Source organism: Desulfitobacterium sp. LBE (assembly GCF_007830365.1).
GTDB lineage: Bacteria > Bacillota > Desulfitobacteriia > Desulfitobacteriales > Desulfitobacteriaceae > Desulfitobacterium > Desulfitobacterium hafniense.
Map to the genome: position 1 here is coordinate 519656 of NZ_VLKD01000001.1, position 17895 is coordinate 537550.

The window sequence follows — 17895 nt, forward strand, 5'->3', positions numbered from 1 at the left end:
CCCTCCAGTACATACTATTGAGTTCAGGCATAGAATGGTGCATAAATGACTCAATAAATGGTATCGGAGGGGGATTAATTGAAAAAGGATGCTCATTTTTATGCTCTTTTGGCCTTGAGCAGAGCCTGCGGCTTTAAGAAAAAAAGCGCACATCAGCTTGCCTATGCTTCACAATTTGTTGATGATGCCAAAATCAACTTGATTTTTCTCCACAATATGACCCCAAAGGAAGGGCTGGATTGGGTGGAGAACACACCGGCTTTCTTTAATATCGCCACTTGTCACGCCTATTTTCGTATTGCCACCTTTAATTATGAGGCTATGGTGAATAATACCACCGCTTTTCACTTTGTACCGGGCTGCGAGGGGCAGGGATTTACCAAAAAACTGCGCTGTAAAGAAGAGTCCCCCGTTATTCTTGACATACTCACGGAAGCCTTTCAAGAAGATAATCTGATCAGGTTTGGCATGGTTTTGCATTCCTATGCCGATACCTTTGCTCATCAGGGGTTCAGCGGGATGTTAAGTAAAGTCAATGCCATTAATAATTGTCATGTTAAGACCGTACGTTCTTGGCAACTTATTGAACCTTTCTCAGGTTTTCTCAAGAATTTAGGTGGGGAGAAATTCGAAAAGTATTTTGATAAAGTCTTGCCTGCCTATGGTCATGTCCAGGCTCTGGATTTTCCCGATCTTCCTTATCTGGTATGGTCCTATGAATACGATCACAGCGATGATTTCAGAGGAGCCCGCCAACGAGTGGAGGTGGATAATCGGGAAAGATATCAAAGAGCATTTCGCAAGCTTAAGGAGCAGCTTGAACACTATTTAACCCTATATCCGCACCATCGGGATCAAGGTATAGAGTTCACTGCTTTTGATCTGCTTTGGGAAGGGCTTATATTTAATGGACATGATCAAGCCCGGATCAAGAATTGGCAGCAGCTCATGGTCAGACTTGGTTTGTTTGCCAAGAATGACAAAGACTTATGGACTTACAAGGATGACACCTGGCTGAAGCAGGCTTTTGTCAATTATGACGCCAGGAGATTTCATAACCGGCGGGTAGAGGGTGCTCTATGTGCCGGCAATTTTGAAGAAACCTCTTGGTATCATTTTATCCTCGCTGTTAAATGGTATAAGAAAAAATTTCAGCATTATTGCTATGAACACCAATTGTTTTTCCCCAAGTAATCCTTGAGCCGGTGTATTTAATGACTCAATGGTTTTGGGATGCGTAGTCCACCATGGCCTGATTGAGGGGAATAAAATCGGCACTGATCTCAGGTGCTTCCAGCCACTGGCTGGAGGGGGAGGCGGGATTGAAGTAATCCACGAATTCCCGGAAGTTTTCACCGGAATAAGCTTCGCGAAATCCCTGCAGATTAAAATGAGCCACAAAGTTGCAATTCAGGTTGAGATGATAGTATAAATCTTTATTGATAAGTCCGGCGTTTTGTTTATCGATGACTTTCTTAAAATTGGTAAAGACTTTTTGTTGTTGTTCCTCCGACATTCTGTACATCGTATTCCTCCCGATTCAACTATTCCTTAACTTTAAGATCGCATCCTTAATTTAACCCATTTGCAGCAAAGTGATTCTTAACTTCAGATGGAGTTTGCCAAAAAGAAATGCCCTCTTGAATGTTTGCATCAAGAGGGCATTCGAAACCAAATCATGGGTTTAAGTATTTATGATCGGGATTCTTGGGAATAACAATCCAGGCGATCAGGTAGGCGAAGAACCCCATGCCGGCACCAAAGATGGCAATAACAACCGCCAGCCTGATCAGGGTCGGGTCCACATCAAAATACTCACCCAAACCACCGCAAACCCCGGCCAACATCTTTTCCCTTCCTGAGCGGTAAAGGCGCTTTTCCATATTAATATCCCCTCCCGTAGTCCATAATTTTGTTTCTTCACTCTAAAGTACGTGGGAGCAGGAGAAAAGTTTCGGTATAAAACCTTCAATCTAAATAATTCCCCGGGAAATACATAGTTTTTACCTATTGGTCAACACTAGGGTTAAGATTTTAGGGAGGTGTCTTCATGCAAGTTCAACTCAGTCAAAAGGAGCAAATGCTTCTCAAAGACTTAAAAGGTCACGAAGAATTATGTGTCGAAAAATATAGTAAATATGCCAAGGAAGCCGAATGTGCAAATCTCAGTCAAATGTTCCAGAACCTTGCTTCCCGTGAACAGCAGCATTATAATACCATCAGCCAGATCATGACCGGTCAGGTTCCGTTCATGAATCAAGGCCAGGGGCAGCAAGGTCAGGGACAACAGGCTCAAGGACAGCAAGCCCAGGGAATGCAGTCTCAAGGGAGCAATAGCTACAGCCAAAAGGATTTTAATATGCTCAGCGATATGCTGGCCACTGAAAAATATGTCTCAGGAACCTATGATACTTCAATTTTTGAATTCCAGGACACCAATCTCAGACAAATTCTCAATCATATTCAAAAAGAAGAGCAGGAACATGGTGAAGAAATCTTTAACTATATGCATTCCCACGGCATGTACCCTGTCCAGTAAGGTTTTGTCAAAAACCTTTTAAACATGGGGATTGCAGAGGCCTGCAATGAGTATATTTGAGCTGAAAGTAACGGAAAAGTAATGAAAAGATAAGGTCAAAACCGGATAAGATGCCCGGAAGAGGCTGTTGTATCAAGGAACTTTAGGGTTCATTTGTACAACAGTCCTTTTTTCTTTTTCATGTTCTCAATTGAGTGGGACTTTGTTATAATGATAACCATGTGAAAGGTTTTCAGGATGAGGAGATGAAATCGTTGGAACAACTACTGGATATCTTTCTGGCGTTTTTCCGCGCCAGCAATTTGGCCTTTGGTGGTGGTCCGGCCATCATTCCGCTGATTCAGGCAGAAGTGATCAATCATGGTTGGATGACCTTGGAGCAGTTCTCGGAAGGTTTGGCTATTGCAACTTCCTTGCCAGGCCCTATCGCCGCCCTTTTATCCGGGTATGTAGGTTACCATGTGGCGGGATGGCCGGGAGTATTGGCAGCCTTGCTGGGCACCTTGGCTCTTACCTCTATTCTGGTCATTGCTTTAACAGGCTTTTTGATGAAGCATAATAATTCTCCTGTACTTAAAGGGGCCTTAACCGGGGTTCGCCCTCTGGTGGCGGTTCTGGTGGCCAAGACAGCTTTCGATATGGGCTTAAGCGCCTTTCCAAGCATGTGGAGCTGGGTCATAGCCGGTGCGGCCATGATCTGCCTTTATAAGTTGAAGCTGCACCCGGGAATTGTAATTATCCTATCCATGGTCTTTGGACTTTTGGTCTTTCAGTAAGGATATTGAGGTGATGACATGATAAAAAAGTTATGGGAAGTGTTTATTGGCTGTGCCCGTGCCACCAATTTAGGTTTTGGCGGAGGTCCGGCCATGATCCCCTTAATTCAGCGGGAGGCGGTTACCCGCTATAAATGGCTGACCGATGAGGAATTCGCCGATGCCCTGGCCATTGGCAACTCCTTGCCGGGTCCTATTGCCACCAAGCTGGCAAGCTATATGGGATATAAGGTTGCCGGCTGGCCCGGTGCTTTGGCAGGACTTTTGGGAACCCTCCTTTCCACATTTGTGATTGTGATTTTGGGAGATCTATTGATAAGATACTCCCATACGCCGGCGTTAAATGCTGCGCTCACCGCTGTAAGACCGGTCGTGGTGGTTTTAATTGCCCAGTCGGCCTATGATCTGGGCAAAAAGGCTTTCCCGAAAAAATACCGCAGTACCTGGGCTGTTGCGGTAGTGGCCCTGGCCATCTTATTTATGACCAGGATTCATCCCGGTATCCTCGTGATCAGTGCGATGATTTTTGGCTATATTGCTTATGGGAGAAAGAAGGATTAAGCTTTAAAAAGCAGCTTCGCATTGAAGCTGCTTTTTTTTGTCATACTATTGTCATACTAAAGGAAAGAAAACGGTGTCAGGACAAGGTGATAAAATTGATAAAACTTATGGTCGGTTCAGCTCTCTTAGCCCTTTCACTGGCGCTGCTTATAATTTGCTTAGAAAAGAAGAATCCGGAAAAGACCGCCGCCTGGCTGTCTTTTCTGGCCCTCAATCCTCTGCTGGGGGTGTTGATCTACCTGGTTTTCGGCTGCACCCCGATTAAAAAAAGCTTATTCCGGTCCAAACATATGCCCGGGGAGCAATTGCCCGCTTTAGCCCATCAGCAAAAGCAGGCCTTCTCTGAAGAAAAAATCTATATCCAAGAGTCCATAGACGCCAAAGGCCTGTCAAGGCTTTTATTAGGGAAGGCTTTTGCGCCTTTATCCCGGAATAATTCCCTTACCCTCCTCCATAACGGGGACGAAAAATTTGCGGCTCTGCTTGAGGATTTAGAAAAAGCTCAGGACCATATTCATATGGAATATTATATTTTTCATGACGACGCCATCGGCAGGCAGGTTCAGCAGCTGCTGATCCGCAAAGCCCGTGAGGGTATAAAGATACGTTTGATGTTTGACGGGCTGGGCAGCCGCAGCCTCGCTAAGAATTTTCTCAGGGAGCTGAAAGCTGCCGGAATCGAGCTGCAATGGTTTTTGCCCCTGAGTTTTCCCCGGGCCTTCTTGACCCTGAACTATCGCAATCATCGCAAACTGGTGGTTATTGACGGCAGGATTGGCTATCTGGGCGGCATCAATATTGGGGATGAATACTTGTCCCGAAGCGCTAAGTACGGATTTTGGCGGGACACCCATCTGCGCCTGGAAGGGACCAGTGTGCACACCATTCAGGAGACTTTTTTCAATGATTGGTATTATCTCACAGGGGAAATCCATAGGGACCCTCGTTATTTTCCCAAGGAGCGGGAGGATGGGGAAATGCTGGTCCAAATTATTGGCGGGGGACCGGATTCCCACTATGAATCCATCAAGGAACTCTTCTTCACGATGTTAAGCACGGCGCAAAGGGAGATCGTGGTGACGACCCCTTACTTTATACCGGATGAAAGTATGATCATGGCCCTGAAAACCGCGGCCTCCAGAGGGGTAGCCGTTAAAATCATCCTTCAGGGAAAACCTGATCATAAGCTTCCTTATCTGGCCTCCTCCTCCTATTTCCGCGATTTGATCCCGTCGGGTGTGGAGATCTATCGCTACCAAAAGGGGATCCTGCACAGCAAGGTATTAACAGTTGATAAAGAGATAGGTGTGGTGGGCTCCGCCAATTTTGACATACGGAGTTTTCAAATAGACTTCGAACTAAGTGCGGTGATCTTCGGTTCTGATTTTGCGGAGAAGCTGGTTCGCGACCAAGAGCAGGATCTTCAGGACAGCCTGCAGATAACCCAGCAGGATCTGCAAAGCAGAACTCCGCTGTTGTCTTTTCAAATCGCTTTAGCCCGTCTTCTTTCACCTTTGCTCTAGTGGTCTGCAGCATCTGTTACAGACCATTGCTGGAATTCTGTCTTATAGGCAGGATTTCTTTCTTTTAGTGGGGAATAGAAAGAGAGAATATCGTCAGATATTCAAACTTACTAGCGTCTAAATTAATCAGAAAGAGAGAGGAGGTTTCCTCATAGTGCAAGCGGACTCCTTTGATGAGATTTATGAAGAGCTTTTTCCTATTCTTTACCGTTTTGTACGTTTGCGGGTACCGCAAAGTGATGTTGAGGATGTAACCGCTGAAGTGATTACTAAAATCTGGCGAGCATTGCCTAATTTTGAGGGGAAAAGTACCCTGAAATCCTGGGCGCTCCGCATCGCTTATCATCATATTGCCGACTTCTACCGAACCCGCAAGGGGAAAGGGATGCAAATAGTATCGTTAAGTGAGGAAATAAAATCTACCCAGGCGACAGATGATCATAGTGACCATTTATTGACCGTGCTGAGCGTAAGCGAAACACTGGCCAAGCTTTCTGAACAACAAGTGGCAGTGATACAACTCAGGCTTATTGAAGGATTCAGTGCCATCGAAGTAGCTCAGATTCTGGGCATAACCCAGCAAGCTGTGGATAGTCTCCTGTATCGAGCAAAGAAGAGCTTCCGGAAGTATTACGAGTTGGAGAATGCAGGGGGAATTCGATGATGAAAAAGGATGCATATAACTTATGGGAGCAGGAGGGCGATTTAGAGAAGATGAAGCTTTTCTTTCATGAAACTCGCCCTGATTCAGAGCAAAAAGAACGGATTAAACAGCTTACTCTGGAGAAGATTCGCGTGGAGGAGCTGAATGCTGCTGCCGTCGGTGAATCACCGCGGAATATTCTCATTCCCGATCTCCTGCCCAAGGAGTCATGGGGAGGCAGAGCCCAGAGAAGGCTGAAATCTTTTTGGTGGAGATGGCAATGGAAGCTGGCTTTGCCGGTGGCGGCGGTAGTTATGTTCGCCTTTATCGGGATTGGCATGGAAAGCCTTAAGGATTTCCCCAAAGGATTTGGGGCAGGCTTTACGTCAAACTCCTCGGCAAACACCGCGCCACAGGATTCAGGGAGCCGGGAAAATATCAGTATGGCAGCCCCCAAAGAATCAGCTCAAAAAAGAGCCCCGGAGAGCTATGGAGCAGGCGGAGCGCCTGAGGTTATGATGGGTGCTATGTCGGATATGGCGGCGGAGGAAAGTGGAGCGCTTAGAGAAGGTCCCCAAAGTGCCCAAAGTACCCAAAACGCCCCCATTATGCCCATCCCCGAACCCCAGGCTCCTCCGGCCGCTGACGACCTGGCCAAGAAAATCACCTATACTCTGAATGCCGTCATCCAGGTTGAGGATGTCTCCCAAGCTCTCGTCCGGGTTACTGAGGAGATCACAAGCCTGGGGGGATATGTGGTGAATTCGTCAGAAAGCAGCTATCAAAACAACAGTTCTGCTTACGCCACCTTTAAGATTCCCTCCCAGCAGCTGGAGGGCTTCAAGGGCCGCCTGGAAGAGTACGGCAAGGTTTTGGATAACTCTACAAATTCCCTGGACGTTACCAATGAATACTATGATACCCAGTCAAAATTGAGGAATTTACAGGCTCAGGAAACACGCTATCTGGAGATTCTTAAAGAGGCCAAAACTGTGGATGAGATCCTGCATATCGAGAGCTATTTAAGCAGTACACGCATGCAGATCGAACAATTGCAGGGACAAGTCAAGCTTTGGGATCATCAGGTTGCCTATTCCACAGTAAGCATCAGTTTTCAGAACACCCCCAACCCCGTCAGTGTGGATGATCCCTGGCGGCCTGTTGCCTGGGCCAATACCTGGCAGGCTGCCCAGGATGCTGTTCTGAAAACCATCAGCTCAACCTGGAACGGTATCAACTACCTTGTGGTCGGCATCGCTTATGCCTTGCCTTACCTTCTGGGAGGCGCGGTTCTCTTTGGAGTGTATAAGACAGTTAAGAAAGTCAGACGCCAAAAATAGCATGGATCAAGATAAAGAGCTTACGTATAGGTGCGTAAGCTTTTTGTTTTAGAGAGGACGGTAGTGGATGGAGGAATAATACCGGTACTTGTCACGTTTACGGCGCTAGGGACATAGAGTATAGTGGGCGGAGGATCAAAGCGGTTATGGGTGGTAGTATCAACTGTTTTATATCCCATGTTTTACGAAAAAGCAGAAACCCGGTGCCGATTTAAGGTGCTGGGCTTCTGCTTTTATTCCCACAAAAATGGGCTCTAACCCTTGAAATAGCGCTTCCCTTATTAACTTCGGGGGAATATAGTGTTATTATAGGCAAAAAGGGTTATTCTAAGGAACACATGACACCTTACAGTGAGGGAGCGTTATGGTGGAATAGGGAGGTACTTTGCTTGAAACCGTGGGACGTGATCAAGAGGATTGGCAAATTTATCGGTATTGCTTTAGGGGCGATCATGGTGGCCTATAGTGTTCAGGGTTTTATCGTGCAGGCCGGCCTTGGCGGAGGCGGTATCGGCGGCATCGCCTTGCTTTTGTTCTATACTTTAGGCTTACCCATCGGCATTGTCAACTTCGTCCTCAATCTTCCTCTGTTTGTTCTGGGTTGGAAAGAAGTCAACCGAATTTTTGTCGCTAAAACCTTTTTTGGCATCATCATCTATTCCTTAGCCTTGGATTTTTTCAAAGGAATTCAGCCTTTGGCATTAAACGATGTCTTTCTGGGCGCACTTTATGGCGGTGTCCTGGGAGGGGTAGGCTCCGGCTTTGTCTTCCGTTTAGGTGGCAGTCTGGGGGGAACAGATATCATCGCTAAAGTTATCCAGCGCCGGTTTGGCTGGGCGATGGGCACGACGATGCTGGTCATCAATGCTTTGGTGATTATCGCTTCCTGGGCTATTTTGGGCCCTAAAATGGCCCTCTATACTTTAGTATCCATGTTCACCTTCAGCAAGACGGTGGATGTCATATCCAGCGGCCTTCCTGCCAAATCTGTAACCATTATCTCCAATCAATCGGATCAATTGATTCAGCGCATTCTCCAGGAATTGGGAAGGGGAGTGACTTTCCTGCATGGACAAGGGGGCTATTCTGCAGCAGAAAAAAATGTCATTATCTGCGTGGTCGGTATATCTGAGCTGGGCCATTTAAAGCGAATCGTCCGGGAGGAAGATCCCCAGTCGTTTATTATCGTGCAGACAGCCACAGAGGTGGTCGGGCAAGGATTCGCCCTGGAATAGTGGAAATAGGGCTCGCTCAGTTCAATGCTCATGGCCGTCTATTTGCCATTGGCCATTTAATTTGACTAGGGTTGCTTTTTGTGAGATGTTTTTACCATCAACGGTGGAATAGGTCACATCCACTACAGCCGTATTGGCATCCTCAAAAAGGCATTGGGTTACTGTTACCTTTTCGACACCAACATTATGAAAGACTAAGTCATGGTAAACAAGCTCGGCAGCCTGTTTAGGGGTCAGGTCACCGGAGGCAGTGGCTGAAGGGGCGGCGCCGCACCCCATCATAAGGAATCCTATAACCAGCATGAGCCCTGCCCAGGTTAGTGTTTTTGTTGTCTTTTTGATCATAATGGCCACTCCTTAGCTTAGGGATGCTCTCCCGTAATTTCAATAAGAGTTTGGGCATTCGTGGGTTCCCCCTGCCAACTGAGGGAGGAGAGGATAATGCCCATGACTTTCAACTGCTCTTCATTAAAAGAAGTATCATTGGTGAGGAAGGCGATTCTCAACACCTTTTGCTGGGGTGTATACAGCCAGTATTCCTTGCCGGACAGTTTGGCCGCTTGTCCGAAGGAGGCTCCCCAACTATTGAGAATCCCTTTAAAATCCCCGACATGGGTGGCATTAAGAGAGTAAGTATAGAAATCAAAGGTGCTCATTTCCTTGCTTTTCTGAAGATAATACTCAAGATCATCGAGCTGCCATAATTGAATATAGCCTCGCAATCCCAACGGTTCATCATTTAAATAAGCGCTGTAGTGCAGTTGCTGGCGATCCTCCAGCCAATGCTCCGCAATTTGGGTGGTGGCAGGTAGTTGGAGGCTGATTTCTTTATTCAGGACATGAGGATTCATGTTGGGAATCGTCGTATCTGCGAACCGGCTTGGCTGAGGATAAAAGACCAGACAGACCAAAAAGATAAGGATTGCCCAAGGGATGATTTTTTTCACATTAATCCTCCCGGAAAGGTTTTAGTACATCTTATTTGGCCTGAGCTTTTTTTATACATAGAGAAGGGATAAGTTTTTAGAGTATCCCCAATAGATTAATTGGAGAGGAGCACCTTGAGGTGAGTATGCGTTTTATAGTGGGGCGGGCCGGTACGGGAAAAAGCACACTTTGTCGGCAGGAAATACATAAAGAAAGCCAGGAGCATCCTGAGGGCTTACCCCTCATTCTGCTCGTTCCCGAACAGGCTACCCATCAAATGGAGATGAGCCTGGCTCATGATCCTCAATCCGGTGGCATCCTCAGAGCCCAAGTCTTGAGCTTTCGTCGCTTGGGCTGGCGGGTTTTTTCCGAAGTGGGCGGGGGAGGAAAGGCACTGATTGGCGAAGTGGGCAAACGAATGCTCCTGCGCCGGCTGCTTTTAAACCATCGTTCCGATTTGCGGGTGTTTGCCCGTTCCGCTACCCGTCCCGGCATGGCCGATCTCTTAGCCCAGGCCATTGCGGAATTCAAGATTTACCGGATCACCCCGGACCAGCTGAGGGGAATTGAGGATGCTGATGAATTGCTGCTGCAAAAGACCCATGAATTAGCCTTCCTCTATGAGGAGTTGAATAAGTCTCTAGGGACGGCGGCCCGGGATCCGGATGACGAGCTGAACCTGGTGGCCGGGAAAATCTCTCAGGCACCCTTTCTGCAGGGGGCAAAAATCTGGGTGGATGGGTTTAAAGGATTTACCCCTCAAGAGCTTTATGTTATTCAAGCCATGCTGGGAACGGCTGCCGAGATAACGGTTTCCTTGCCCCTTGATCCTGAGCTGCTCATAGCAGGAACTCCCCGCTTTAAACCCGGTGAGGAGCTTTTTTATGAGCCCAGGCAGACCTATCAAGGGCTTGTGGATTTAGCCCGGGAGGCTAAAGCCTCGATCAGCCATGTTTTCCTTACGGAAACCCATCGCTTTGAGAAGGCCGGCCTTAAGCATCTGGAACGATTCTATAATGCCTATCCCACTCAGACCTTTCCCGGGGGAGATGACTCCGCAGCTCCCGATCCTCTGGGCATTGCCCTGTTTCCCGCCGCCAATAAAAGAGCTGAGGTGGAGGGAGTGGCACGGGAGCTGCGGCGCCTGGCCAGGGAAGAGGGCAGAACATGGCGGGATTGCAGCGTCGTAACCCGCGATTTACCGGGCTATCAGGGGATCATCGAGCAGGTTTTTAATGCTCATGAGATTCCTTACTTCCTGGACCATAAACGCCCGGTTATTCATCATCCTTTGTTGGAGCTGCTTTTATCGGCGATTGAAACGGTGCAAAAAGATTGGGCCTATGAGCCCCTCTTCCGCTGTTTGAAAACTGATTTTTTTCCTTGCCCTAAAGATCGGATCGACCGTTTGGAAAACTACTGCCTTGCTTATGGAATCCACGGCAGCGCCTGGCAGGGCAACCGCTCCTGGAGCTATTACCCTGATCCCAACCACAGGGAAGAAACGGAAGGCCTTAACGAAGCCCGGCAGATTATCTATGAGCTGTTCAGCCCTTTTGACCAGGCCATCCGCCCCCATCCGGAAGCTGGCGGTCCCCCGGCAACCGTCGCCCAGATCACGGAGGCGATCTATGAGCTGCTCATCCGCCTTAAGGTTCCCGAACATCTCCAGGAGTGGGCAGAGGCAGCCCACAGCCGGGGGGATTTAGCAGAGGCGCAATTGCAAAACCAGATTTGGGATGCCGTGATCCAGGTGCTGGATGAGTTAGTGGCAGGCTTAGGAGAGGAAATCCTGGACCTGTCCGACTTCGCCATGATCCTTACTTCCGGACTGGAGAATTTGCAGCTGGGCTTAATTCCCCCCGGCTATGATCAGGTTCTGGTCGGTTCACTGGACCGTTCCCGCAACCCGGAAACAGCCGTGCTCTTTTTGTTGGGAGCCAATGACGGAATCCTGCCGGGAAAGCCCTCTGATGAAGGGGTTTTTGATGAATTGGAGCGGCTCCGCCTGGAGAGCAAAGGGATTATGCTGGCCCCCAAGGGTAAGGTGCAGGTGTATGAGGAGCAATACTTTATCTATACTGCCCTCACTCGTGCCCGGGAGCAGCTCTATATCAGTTATCCCCTTACCGATGAAGAGGGCAGAGGGTTAACGGTGTCTCCGGTGATCCATCGGCTGAAGATGATTTTTCCCGGGTTGCCGGAAAAATATCTCAGCCTCGATGAGGAAGAACCAGGGGCCCTCCCTCATCCCTACGCTCTGTTGCCGGCTTATGCTTTGCACCTGCAGAAGCTCCGCCAAGGCAGCTCTCTTTCACCCCTATGGCAAGCCATACGGTTGTGGTTTCTCAGCCAAACGGCAGCCTTTCCCCAAGTGCAGCTGCTGGAAAAAGGGATCCGGGATCAAAACGAGGAAGGGAAGCTGCCCCAGCCTTTGGCCAGGCAGCTCTACGGCAAACGCCTGGTCACCAGTGTTTCCCGTTTGGAGCTCTTCGCCCGCTGTCCCTTTGCCCACTTTGCCCATTATGGACTTAAGCTGAAAGAACGCGCCAACTACCGCCTTTCGCCGCCGGATATGGGACAATTCTTTCATGCCGTCCTCCATGATTATGCCGTTGCCCTGAGAGAGAGAGGGCTTGATTGGGGAGAGCTCAGCAAGGAGCAATCCTGGCAGCTGGTGAATGAGACAGCCGAGCCTATCGCCCTGCAATTGCAGAATAAAATTCTCTTGAGCAATGCCCGCTACCGCTACTTAACCCATAAGCTGAAGCGGACCGTTCATCATGCGGTCCGTGTCCTGGGAGAACATGCCCGGCAGGGAGTGTTTCTGCCCATGGAATTAGAGGTGAAATTCGGTCCCCAGGAGGCACTGCCGCCTTTGGAAGTACCCTTAAGCGGGGGCAACTCCCTTCTGCTCAGGGGTCAGATTGACCGCATTGACGGGGCCGTTCTCGGCCATGAAATCTACTTAAGAATCTTTGATTATAAATCCCGGGAAGCTCATGTCAGCTTAAATCAGATCTATCATGGACTGGATTTGCAGCTCTTGGCCTATCTTGATGCAGCCTTGCAGGGGGCCCAGATTTTAGTATCCTCCTCCGGTCTGGCGGAGGGCTCAAAGGGCTCTGAGGGTTCAGAGGGCTCCGAGGATTCTGAGGATTCAACGATCCATCCTGCAGGATTTTTATATTTCCCGGTTCTTGAACCTCAGCTCAAATCCAAAACACTGCTCTATCCTGAGCAGTTGGAAAAGGATCGCATTAAAGCCGTTAAAGTCAAGGGCTATTTGCTGGCCGACCGTCAGGTCCTGCTGGCCATGGATCGGGATCTGGAGAATTCCAGCTTGCTGGGCATTAAACTCACGAAGAGCGGAGAATTCAAAAAAGGTTCGCCGATTCTTACGGAAGAGCAGTTTGCTCTCCTGAGGAAGCATCTTCAGCATTTCCTGCGGTGCAGCGGCGAGGCCCTTCTGGAAGGTGATATTTCCATCACTCCCTATCGGCAGGGCAAGCATACAGCCTGCCAATTCTGCTCTTACAAACCATTATGTCATTTTGATCCCTATCTGCCTGAAAATAATTATCGGAATTTGCCGGTCATCCAGGATGAAGAATTTTGGCAGCGTGTGCAGAACCAGGACTCCGAGCAGTACCCTGAGCAGCACCCTTCCACCCCTGTTCCTGGGGAAACCCACCTACGGGCTCCTCAGCAGGATGGGGGAAGTAGGCCAATGGCTCAGGAGAGTCTAAGGTCTCAGGATAGTTCAGGGACTAAAGAGAGTCTGAGGACCCAGAATAGTTCGAGGAGTCAGGATAGCCTGAGAGGTCAGGATGGCCCGAGGGGTCAGGAGCTGATCTGGTTAGGAGAAGATGAAGCAGGCGCTGGAAAGGAGGATGACGGCCATGAATAATCCCAAATGGACCCCGGCCCAGCAGGCGGCCATTGACTTGAAAGGACAGCTCCTCGTAGCGGCGGCTGCCGGTTCGGGTAAGACTGCAGTTCTTGTCCAAAGGCTCTTCGAGCAGATTACGGATGTGGATGAGAAAGTGGATGTGGATCGGTTTCTGGTGGTGACCTTTACGAAAGCGGCCGCCGCAGAAATGCGGGAACGCATCGGGAAAGCTCTGGATGAAGCCCTCTTTGGGGCGGCGGAGCCTGCTCAGGTGGAACACCTCCTGCAACAGAGGGCCTTGCTTTATCGGGCCAGTATCACCACCCTGCACTCATTTTGTATGGAACTGATTCGTCAGTATTTTTACCTTATTGAGCTGGACCCCGCTTTCCGCGTAGCTGATGAAGCGGAAGCGGATCTGCTTCGCCAGGATACCCTCGAAGATTTGTTTGAAGCTTATTACGGGGAGGAGACACCGGCCTTTCAAAGCCTGGTTGATGCCTTCGGCACCGATCGTGATGATCAGCCTTTGATGGCCTCCATTCTCAGGCTTCACGAATTTGCCATGAGCCAGGTCCATCCTGAGGAGTGGCTGGAACACCTGCCGGCAGCGTATGATTGGCACAGCCTTGATGACCTGATGGAAAGCCACTGGGGGCAGGTGGTGCGGCAGGGGGTTCGGGATAAAGTGGAGGAAGGTCTTATCCTCCTGGAGCGGGCCTATCGGCTGGCCGAGTTGCCGGGAGGTCCTGTTCATTATCTGCCTGTTCTGGAAGACGATCAATCCAGGTTGGGTTTTCTGCGGGAAATGGCGGAGAAGGGGACTTGGAGTGACATCGAGACGGCCTTTAAGTCAGCGGCAACTTTTCCCGGCCTCCCCCGGGGAAGCAAAAAAAATCTGCCGGACTCCTTGATTGATGAGGAAAACAGCAAGCGCTTGCGGGAAGAAAGTAAAAAAGCCCGTGATGAGGCCAAAAAGAAGCTGGAAGAAATCAAGAATACGGTGTTTTCAGTACCCCTGACCGATCAGCTCCCGTTCCTGAACAAGATGGGGGAATTAGTCGGCACTCTGGCTCAGGTCACCCAACACTTTGCCCGGGAGTATCAAAAAGCCAAGCGGCAAAGGAATTGCGTGGATTTTTCCGATCTGGAACACTATGCCTTGCAGCTCCTGGCCAAGGATAAACAGCCTACGGAAATTGCCTTAAAACTCCAGGCCTACTATGCGGAAGTTCTGGTGGATGAATATCAGGACATCAATCCCGTTCAGGAGCGTATTTTGCAGCTGGTTTCCCGTCAAGAGGAGGGGAAGGCCAATCTGTTCATGGTAGGGGATGTCAAGCAGAGCATTTATCGTTTCCGGATGGCCGATCCCGGACTTTTTCTGCGCAAGTATGGGGAGTTTCCTCATTATCAGGAAGGGGAGGGAGCTGCCCCCAATTTGGTCATTGACCTCAATCAAAATTTCCGCAGCCGCCCTGAAGTGATCCAAGGGATCAATTATCTTTTTTATCAGATCATGACGGAGGGAGCGGGAGAGATCATCTATGATGAGCAGGCTGCCCTGAGACCGGGGGCTAAATTTGTCTCCGATGGGGAGCTTAGAACCGCCGAAGGCCCTATTGAAGTTCATTTATTTGATCCTAAGGCTATCGATCTTTCCCTGGGGCAGGAAAGAGGAGCTGAAGATGCAGCCACGGAAGCGGATTCACCGGCTAAGGGTGAAGGGGAGGAATTTGAGCAGAATCGGGAGCCGGAGTCAGGCGATGATGAATCATCACTGGAAGAGGCGGAAACAGCCCGTATTGAAGCCCATTTAGTAGCAGCCCGCATTCAAAAAATGGTTCTGGAGAGGGAGTTTCAGATTCACGATAAGGAACTGGGGGATTACCGGCCGGTGCAGTATGCGGATATCGTGATTCTCATGCGCTCCCTGGCCTCGGTGGCCTCTGTGTATGCCGAAGAGTTCCAGAAGGCGGGAATCCCTGTCTATGCAGAAACCAACAGCGGTTACTTTGGGACCAATGAGGTGGACACAGTCTTATCCCTGCTCAAAATCATCGATAACCCACGTCTGGATATTCCCTTTGCGGCAGTGCTCCGTTCTCCTCTGGTAGGGATGAATGGAACGGAGTTAGGGAAATTGCGCTCTCTGCTTCCTCAAGGAGATTTTTACGAAACTCTGGTCCTGACCTTTTGGGCAGGTGATGCTCACCGACAAGAAGAGGGGCATGAATTTTACTCGGAAATCAGGGAGATTTTAGGAAAGCACTGGGAGAGCCTACCGCAGCTGGAGGTTAAAGTCAGGTATATTCTGGAGACATCACCTGAGATCAAAGGGAAGGTGGATGCCTTTTTTCCCAAGCTGCAGGAGTGGCGGCGCCGTTCCCGGCGGACCTCTCTGGCCGATTTGCTGTGGCATCTCTACGAAGATACCGGATATCTGGCTTATGTAGGAACCTTGCCTGCCGGTGCGCAACGTCAAGCCAATCTACGGGTTCTCTATGATCGGGCCTGTCGTTACGAAGCCACAAATTATCGGGGCTTATTCCGTTTCCTGCGTTTCCTGGAGAAATTTCAAGGCCAGGGCAAGGATCTGGGCAGTGCCAGCACAGTGGGAGAAAAAGAGAACGTAGTCCGCTTCATAACGGTGCATTCCAGTAAAGGGCTGGAATTCCCGGTGGTCTTCATAGCCGGGTTAGGGAAGAAATTCAATACCCGCAGCCTCAGCAGTCAGCTCTTGCTTCATTCACATTTAGGGGTGGGTATTCCTTTAATAGATATAGAGAATCAGGTTCGTTACCCATCCATTATTCAATATGCCGTGAAAGAGCGTCTATGGCAGGAAGCCCTTGCCGAAGAGCTGCGGATCCTCTATGTAGCCCTCACCCGGGGCAAGGAGCGTCTCTTCCTCTTTGGCCATCAGCAGAAGCTTGCGGAGGCTGTCAACAAATGGCGGAGCTTAGCCATGTCCTGCCCCGATACGGCCTTTCCCGACGGTCAGCTGCGCGGGGCCAAGACCTGCCTGGATTGGCTTGGACCGGCTTTAGTACGCCATCCTGAGGATTTGTTCAGACTCGGTTCTTTTCCCACAACCGGTGAACTTCCTGATAGCTCATCCCAGTGGAAAGTGATCCTTCATGCTCAAATCGCCGACAAGGGACCTGTTCAAGAGGCAACCAGCTCTCAAGATGAAATCATCTTCACAGAGCAAGAACCCCTTGGAGAAGCTTCTGAAGAAACGAAAATCACTGGAGAAATAGAAGCCTCCGGAGAAAAGGAAACCCCAGAAGAAACAGAAACCTCTGAGGATAAGAAAAACCTTGAAGCTTTACAAGAGGAAGTTTTCCGGCAGCTTAACTGGCAGTATCCTTACCCTGAAGGGGTCAATCAATCCGCTAAGACCAGTGTCAGTGAATTAAAGCGACAGTCATTATGGTACATGGATAATGAATACTCGTCTCCATCCTCATCTCCATCTCCATCCGCCTTGTCCGCGCCCAGTTTTCTGCGTCCTCAATTCATTGTGTCCCGGAAGGAGTTAACTCCTGCGGAACGAGGCACAGCAGTGCATGCCGCCATTCAGCATTTACCCTTGGCCCTATGGCGGGATACTTGGGAGAGGCTGGCTCAGGAAGTCCGCGAAAGCATGCTTCAAGAGCATATCGACACCTTAATCCGGCGGGAGATTCTCAGTGCAGAGCAGGGGAGAGCGGTATCCGTTTGCCAGCTAAAGAATTTGCTGGACTCCGCCAGCGGCAAACGTCTCTGGGAGGCTGAAGAAGTGCGGAGAGAGGTTCCTTTTACCCTCTCATTGCGTCTCAAGGCCCAAAAAGAACCGGTGCTTGTTCAGGGAATCATCGACGCAGTGCTGCTCTCTCATCAGGAACATGAGGCCCAGGTTATGGATTTTAAGACCGATAATTTAGCAGGGGTGGCCGACCCGGAACTGATCTTAACCCAGCGCTACGGACTTCAGCTGGGGCTGTATGCCCTGGCGGTGGAAAGGCTGCTCAAGGTTCCCGTTCGGGAATGCATCATCTATGCCACGTCGGTTCACCGTGAGTTTGTCATGCCGAGAGAGGCTATTCAAGCTGCTTTGGAAGCGGTGGTTATTGTGTAAGCGCCGACCTTGCCGCCTCAAGCGGCGTCGGTAAAGACGGAAAGAGCTGCTCAGATCATCATACGAATTCCCCTGCAGATCCTTTAGAGTCCTGCATGCAAAACCCCAAGAAGCAGCCCAAGGATTTTGCTTTACGAAAGGGAGCGGATTTAAGCGAGCGGAAACAAAACTTCGCGAAAAGCACGCAGCGGAGTCGGGTTGGAAACAGGACGTTTCCAACCGCCCATTGAGCAGGAGCGATTTGGGCGGGAACCCGGCGGAGTGGCGGGCTTTTCGCGTTAGTTTTGTCCGCGCAGCTTATGGAGCGACCGCTGTAAAGCAAAATCCTGGAGACCC

At 49.7% G+C, this 17895-nt stretch carries 14 protein-coding genes; 10 read left to right on the plus strand and 4 right to left on the minus strand.

Going from position 1 to position 17895, the window contains the following annotated elements:
* Window positions 1-78 precede the first annotated feature (78 nt).
* Window positions 79-1194, plus strand: a complete 1116-nt coding sequence (locus DESLBE_RS02475) for a DUF6765 family protein (RefSeq protein ID WP_144675004.1) — start codon at window positions 79-81, stop codon at window positions 1192-1194.
* A 25-nt stretch (window positions 1195-1219) separates the two neighbouring features.
* Here the strand turns inward: DESLBE_RS02475 and DESLBE_RS02480 are convergent, their stop codons facing one another.
* Both DESLBE_RS02480 and DESLBE_RS02485 read right to left on the minus strand, forming a co-directional pair.
* Window positions 1220-1525, minus strand: coding sequence for a hypothetical protein (locus DESLBE_RS02480; protein ID WP_018211663.1), 306 nt, complete (start codon window positions 1523-1525; stop codon window positions 1220-1222).
* Window positions 1526-1676: 151 nt separating this feature from the next.
* A complete protein-coding gene (locus DESLBE_RS02485; protein ID WP_018211664.1) occupies window positions 1677-1883 on the minus strand; it encodes a PspC domain-containing protein in 207 nt (68 codons plus the stop codon).
* Window positions 1884-2050: 167 nt separating this feature from the next.
* On the opposite strand from DESLBE_RS02485, the gene DESLBE_RS02490 reads away from it, so the two are divergent.
* From DESLBE_RS02490 to DESLBE_RS02520, 7 genes are all read left to right on the plus strand, one after another.
* Window positions 2051-2539 carry a spore coat protein gene (locus DESLBE_RS02490; protein WP_144675005.1) on the plus strand — a complete coding sequence of 163 codons (489 nt, stop codon included), beginning with the start codon at window positions 2051-2053 and terminating at the stop codon, window positions 2537-2539.
* Between the two features lie 245 nt (window positions 2540-2784).
* Window positions 2785-3315, plus strand: coding sequence for a chromate transporter (locus DESLBE_RS02495; protein WP_011459839.1), 531 nt, complete (start codon window positions 2785-2787; stop codon window positions 3313-3315).
* An 18-nt stretch (window positions 3316-3333) separates the two neighbouring features.
* A complete protein-coding gene (locus DESLBE_RS02500; RefSeq protein WP_018211665.1) occupies window positions 3334-3876 on the plus strand; it encodes a chromate transporter in 543 nt (180 codons plus the stop codon).
* An 86-nt stretch (window positions 3877-3962) separates the two neighbouring features.
* Complete coding sequence (gene cls / locus DESLBE_RS02505; RefSeq protein WP_144675006.1) at window positions 3963-5399, plus strand: cardiolipin synthase; 1437 nt, start codon at window positions 3963-3965, stop codon at window positions 5397-5399.
* A 154-nt stretch (window positions 5400-5553) separates the two neighbouring features.
* Window positions 5554-6063 carry an RNA polymerase sigma factor gene (locus DESLBE_RS02510; RefSeq protein WP_005816082.1) on the plus strand — a complete coding sequence of 170 codons (510 nt, stop codon included), beginning with the start codon at window positions 5554-5556 and terminating at the stop codon, window positions 6061-6063.
* Window positions 6060-7382: a DUF4349 domain-containing protein gene (locus DESLBE_RS02515; RefSeq protein ID WP_144675007.1), complete on the plus strand. Its 1323-nt coding sequence runs from the start codon at window positions 6060-6062 to the stop codon at window positions 7380-7382. Before DESLBE_RS02510 ends, DESLBE_RS02515 begins: the two co-directional genes overlap by 4 nt.
* Before the next feature lie 338 nt (window positions 7383-7720).
* Window positions 7721-8617, plus strand: coding sequence for a YitT family protein (locus DESLBE_RS02520; protein WP_172625353.1), 897 nt, complete (start codon window positions 7721-7723; stop codon window positions 8615-8617).
* Between the two features lie 21 nt (window positions 8618-8638).
* On the opposite strand, the gene DESLBE_RS02525 is transcribed toward DESLBE_RS02520, so the two are convergent.
* A complete protein-coding gene (locus tag DESLBE_RS02525; RefSeq protein WP_026198999.1) occupies window positions 8639-8962 on the minus strand; it encodes a DUF4878 domain-containing protein in 324 nt (107 codons plus the stop codon).
* Between the two features lie 17 nt (window positions 8963-8979).
* Window positions 8980-9564 carry a hypothetical protein gene (locus DESLBE_RS02530; protein ID WP_144675008.1) on the minus strand — a complete coding sequence of 195 codons (585 nt, stop codon included), beginning with the start codon at window positions 9562-9564 and terminating at the stop codon, window positions 8980-8982.
* A 125-nt stretch (window positions 9565-9689) separates the two neighbouring features.
* Here DESLBE_RS02530 and addB point away from each other — a divergent pair, with 125 nt between their 5' ends.
* Complete coding sequence (gene addB, locus DESLBE_RS02535; RefSeq protein ID WP_144678605.1) at window positions 9690-13454, plus strand: helicase-exonuclease AddAB subunit AddB; 3765 nt, start codon at window positions 9690-9692, stop codon at window positions 13452-13454.
* A complete protein-coding gene (locus DESLBE_RS02540; RefSeq protein ID WP_144675009.1) occupies window positions 13447-17559 on the plus strand; it encodes a UvrD-helicase domain-containing protein in 4113 nt (1370 codons plus the stop codon). Before addB ends, DESLBE_RS02540 begins: the two co-directional genes overlap by 8 nt.
* The last annotated feature ends 336 nt before the right edge of the window (window positions 17560-17895 follow it).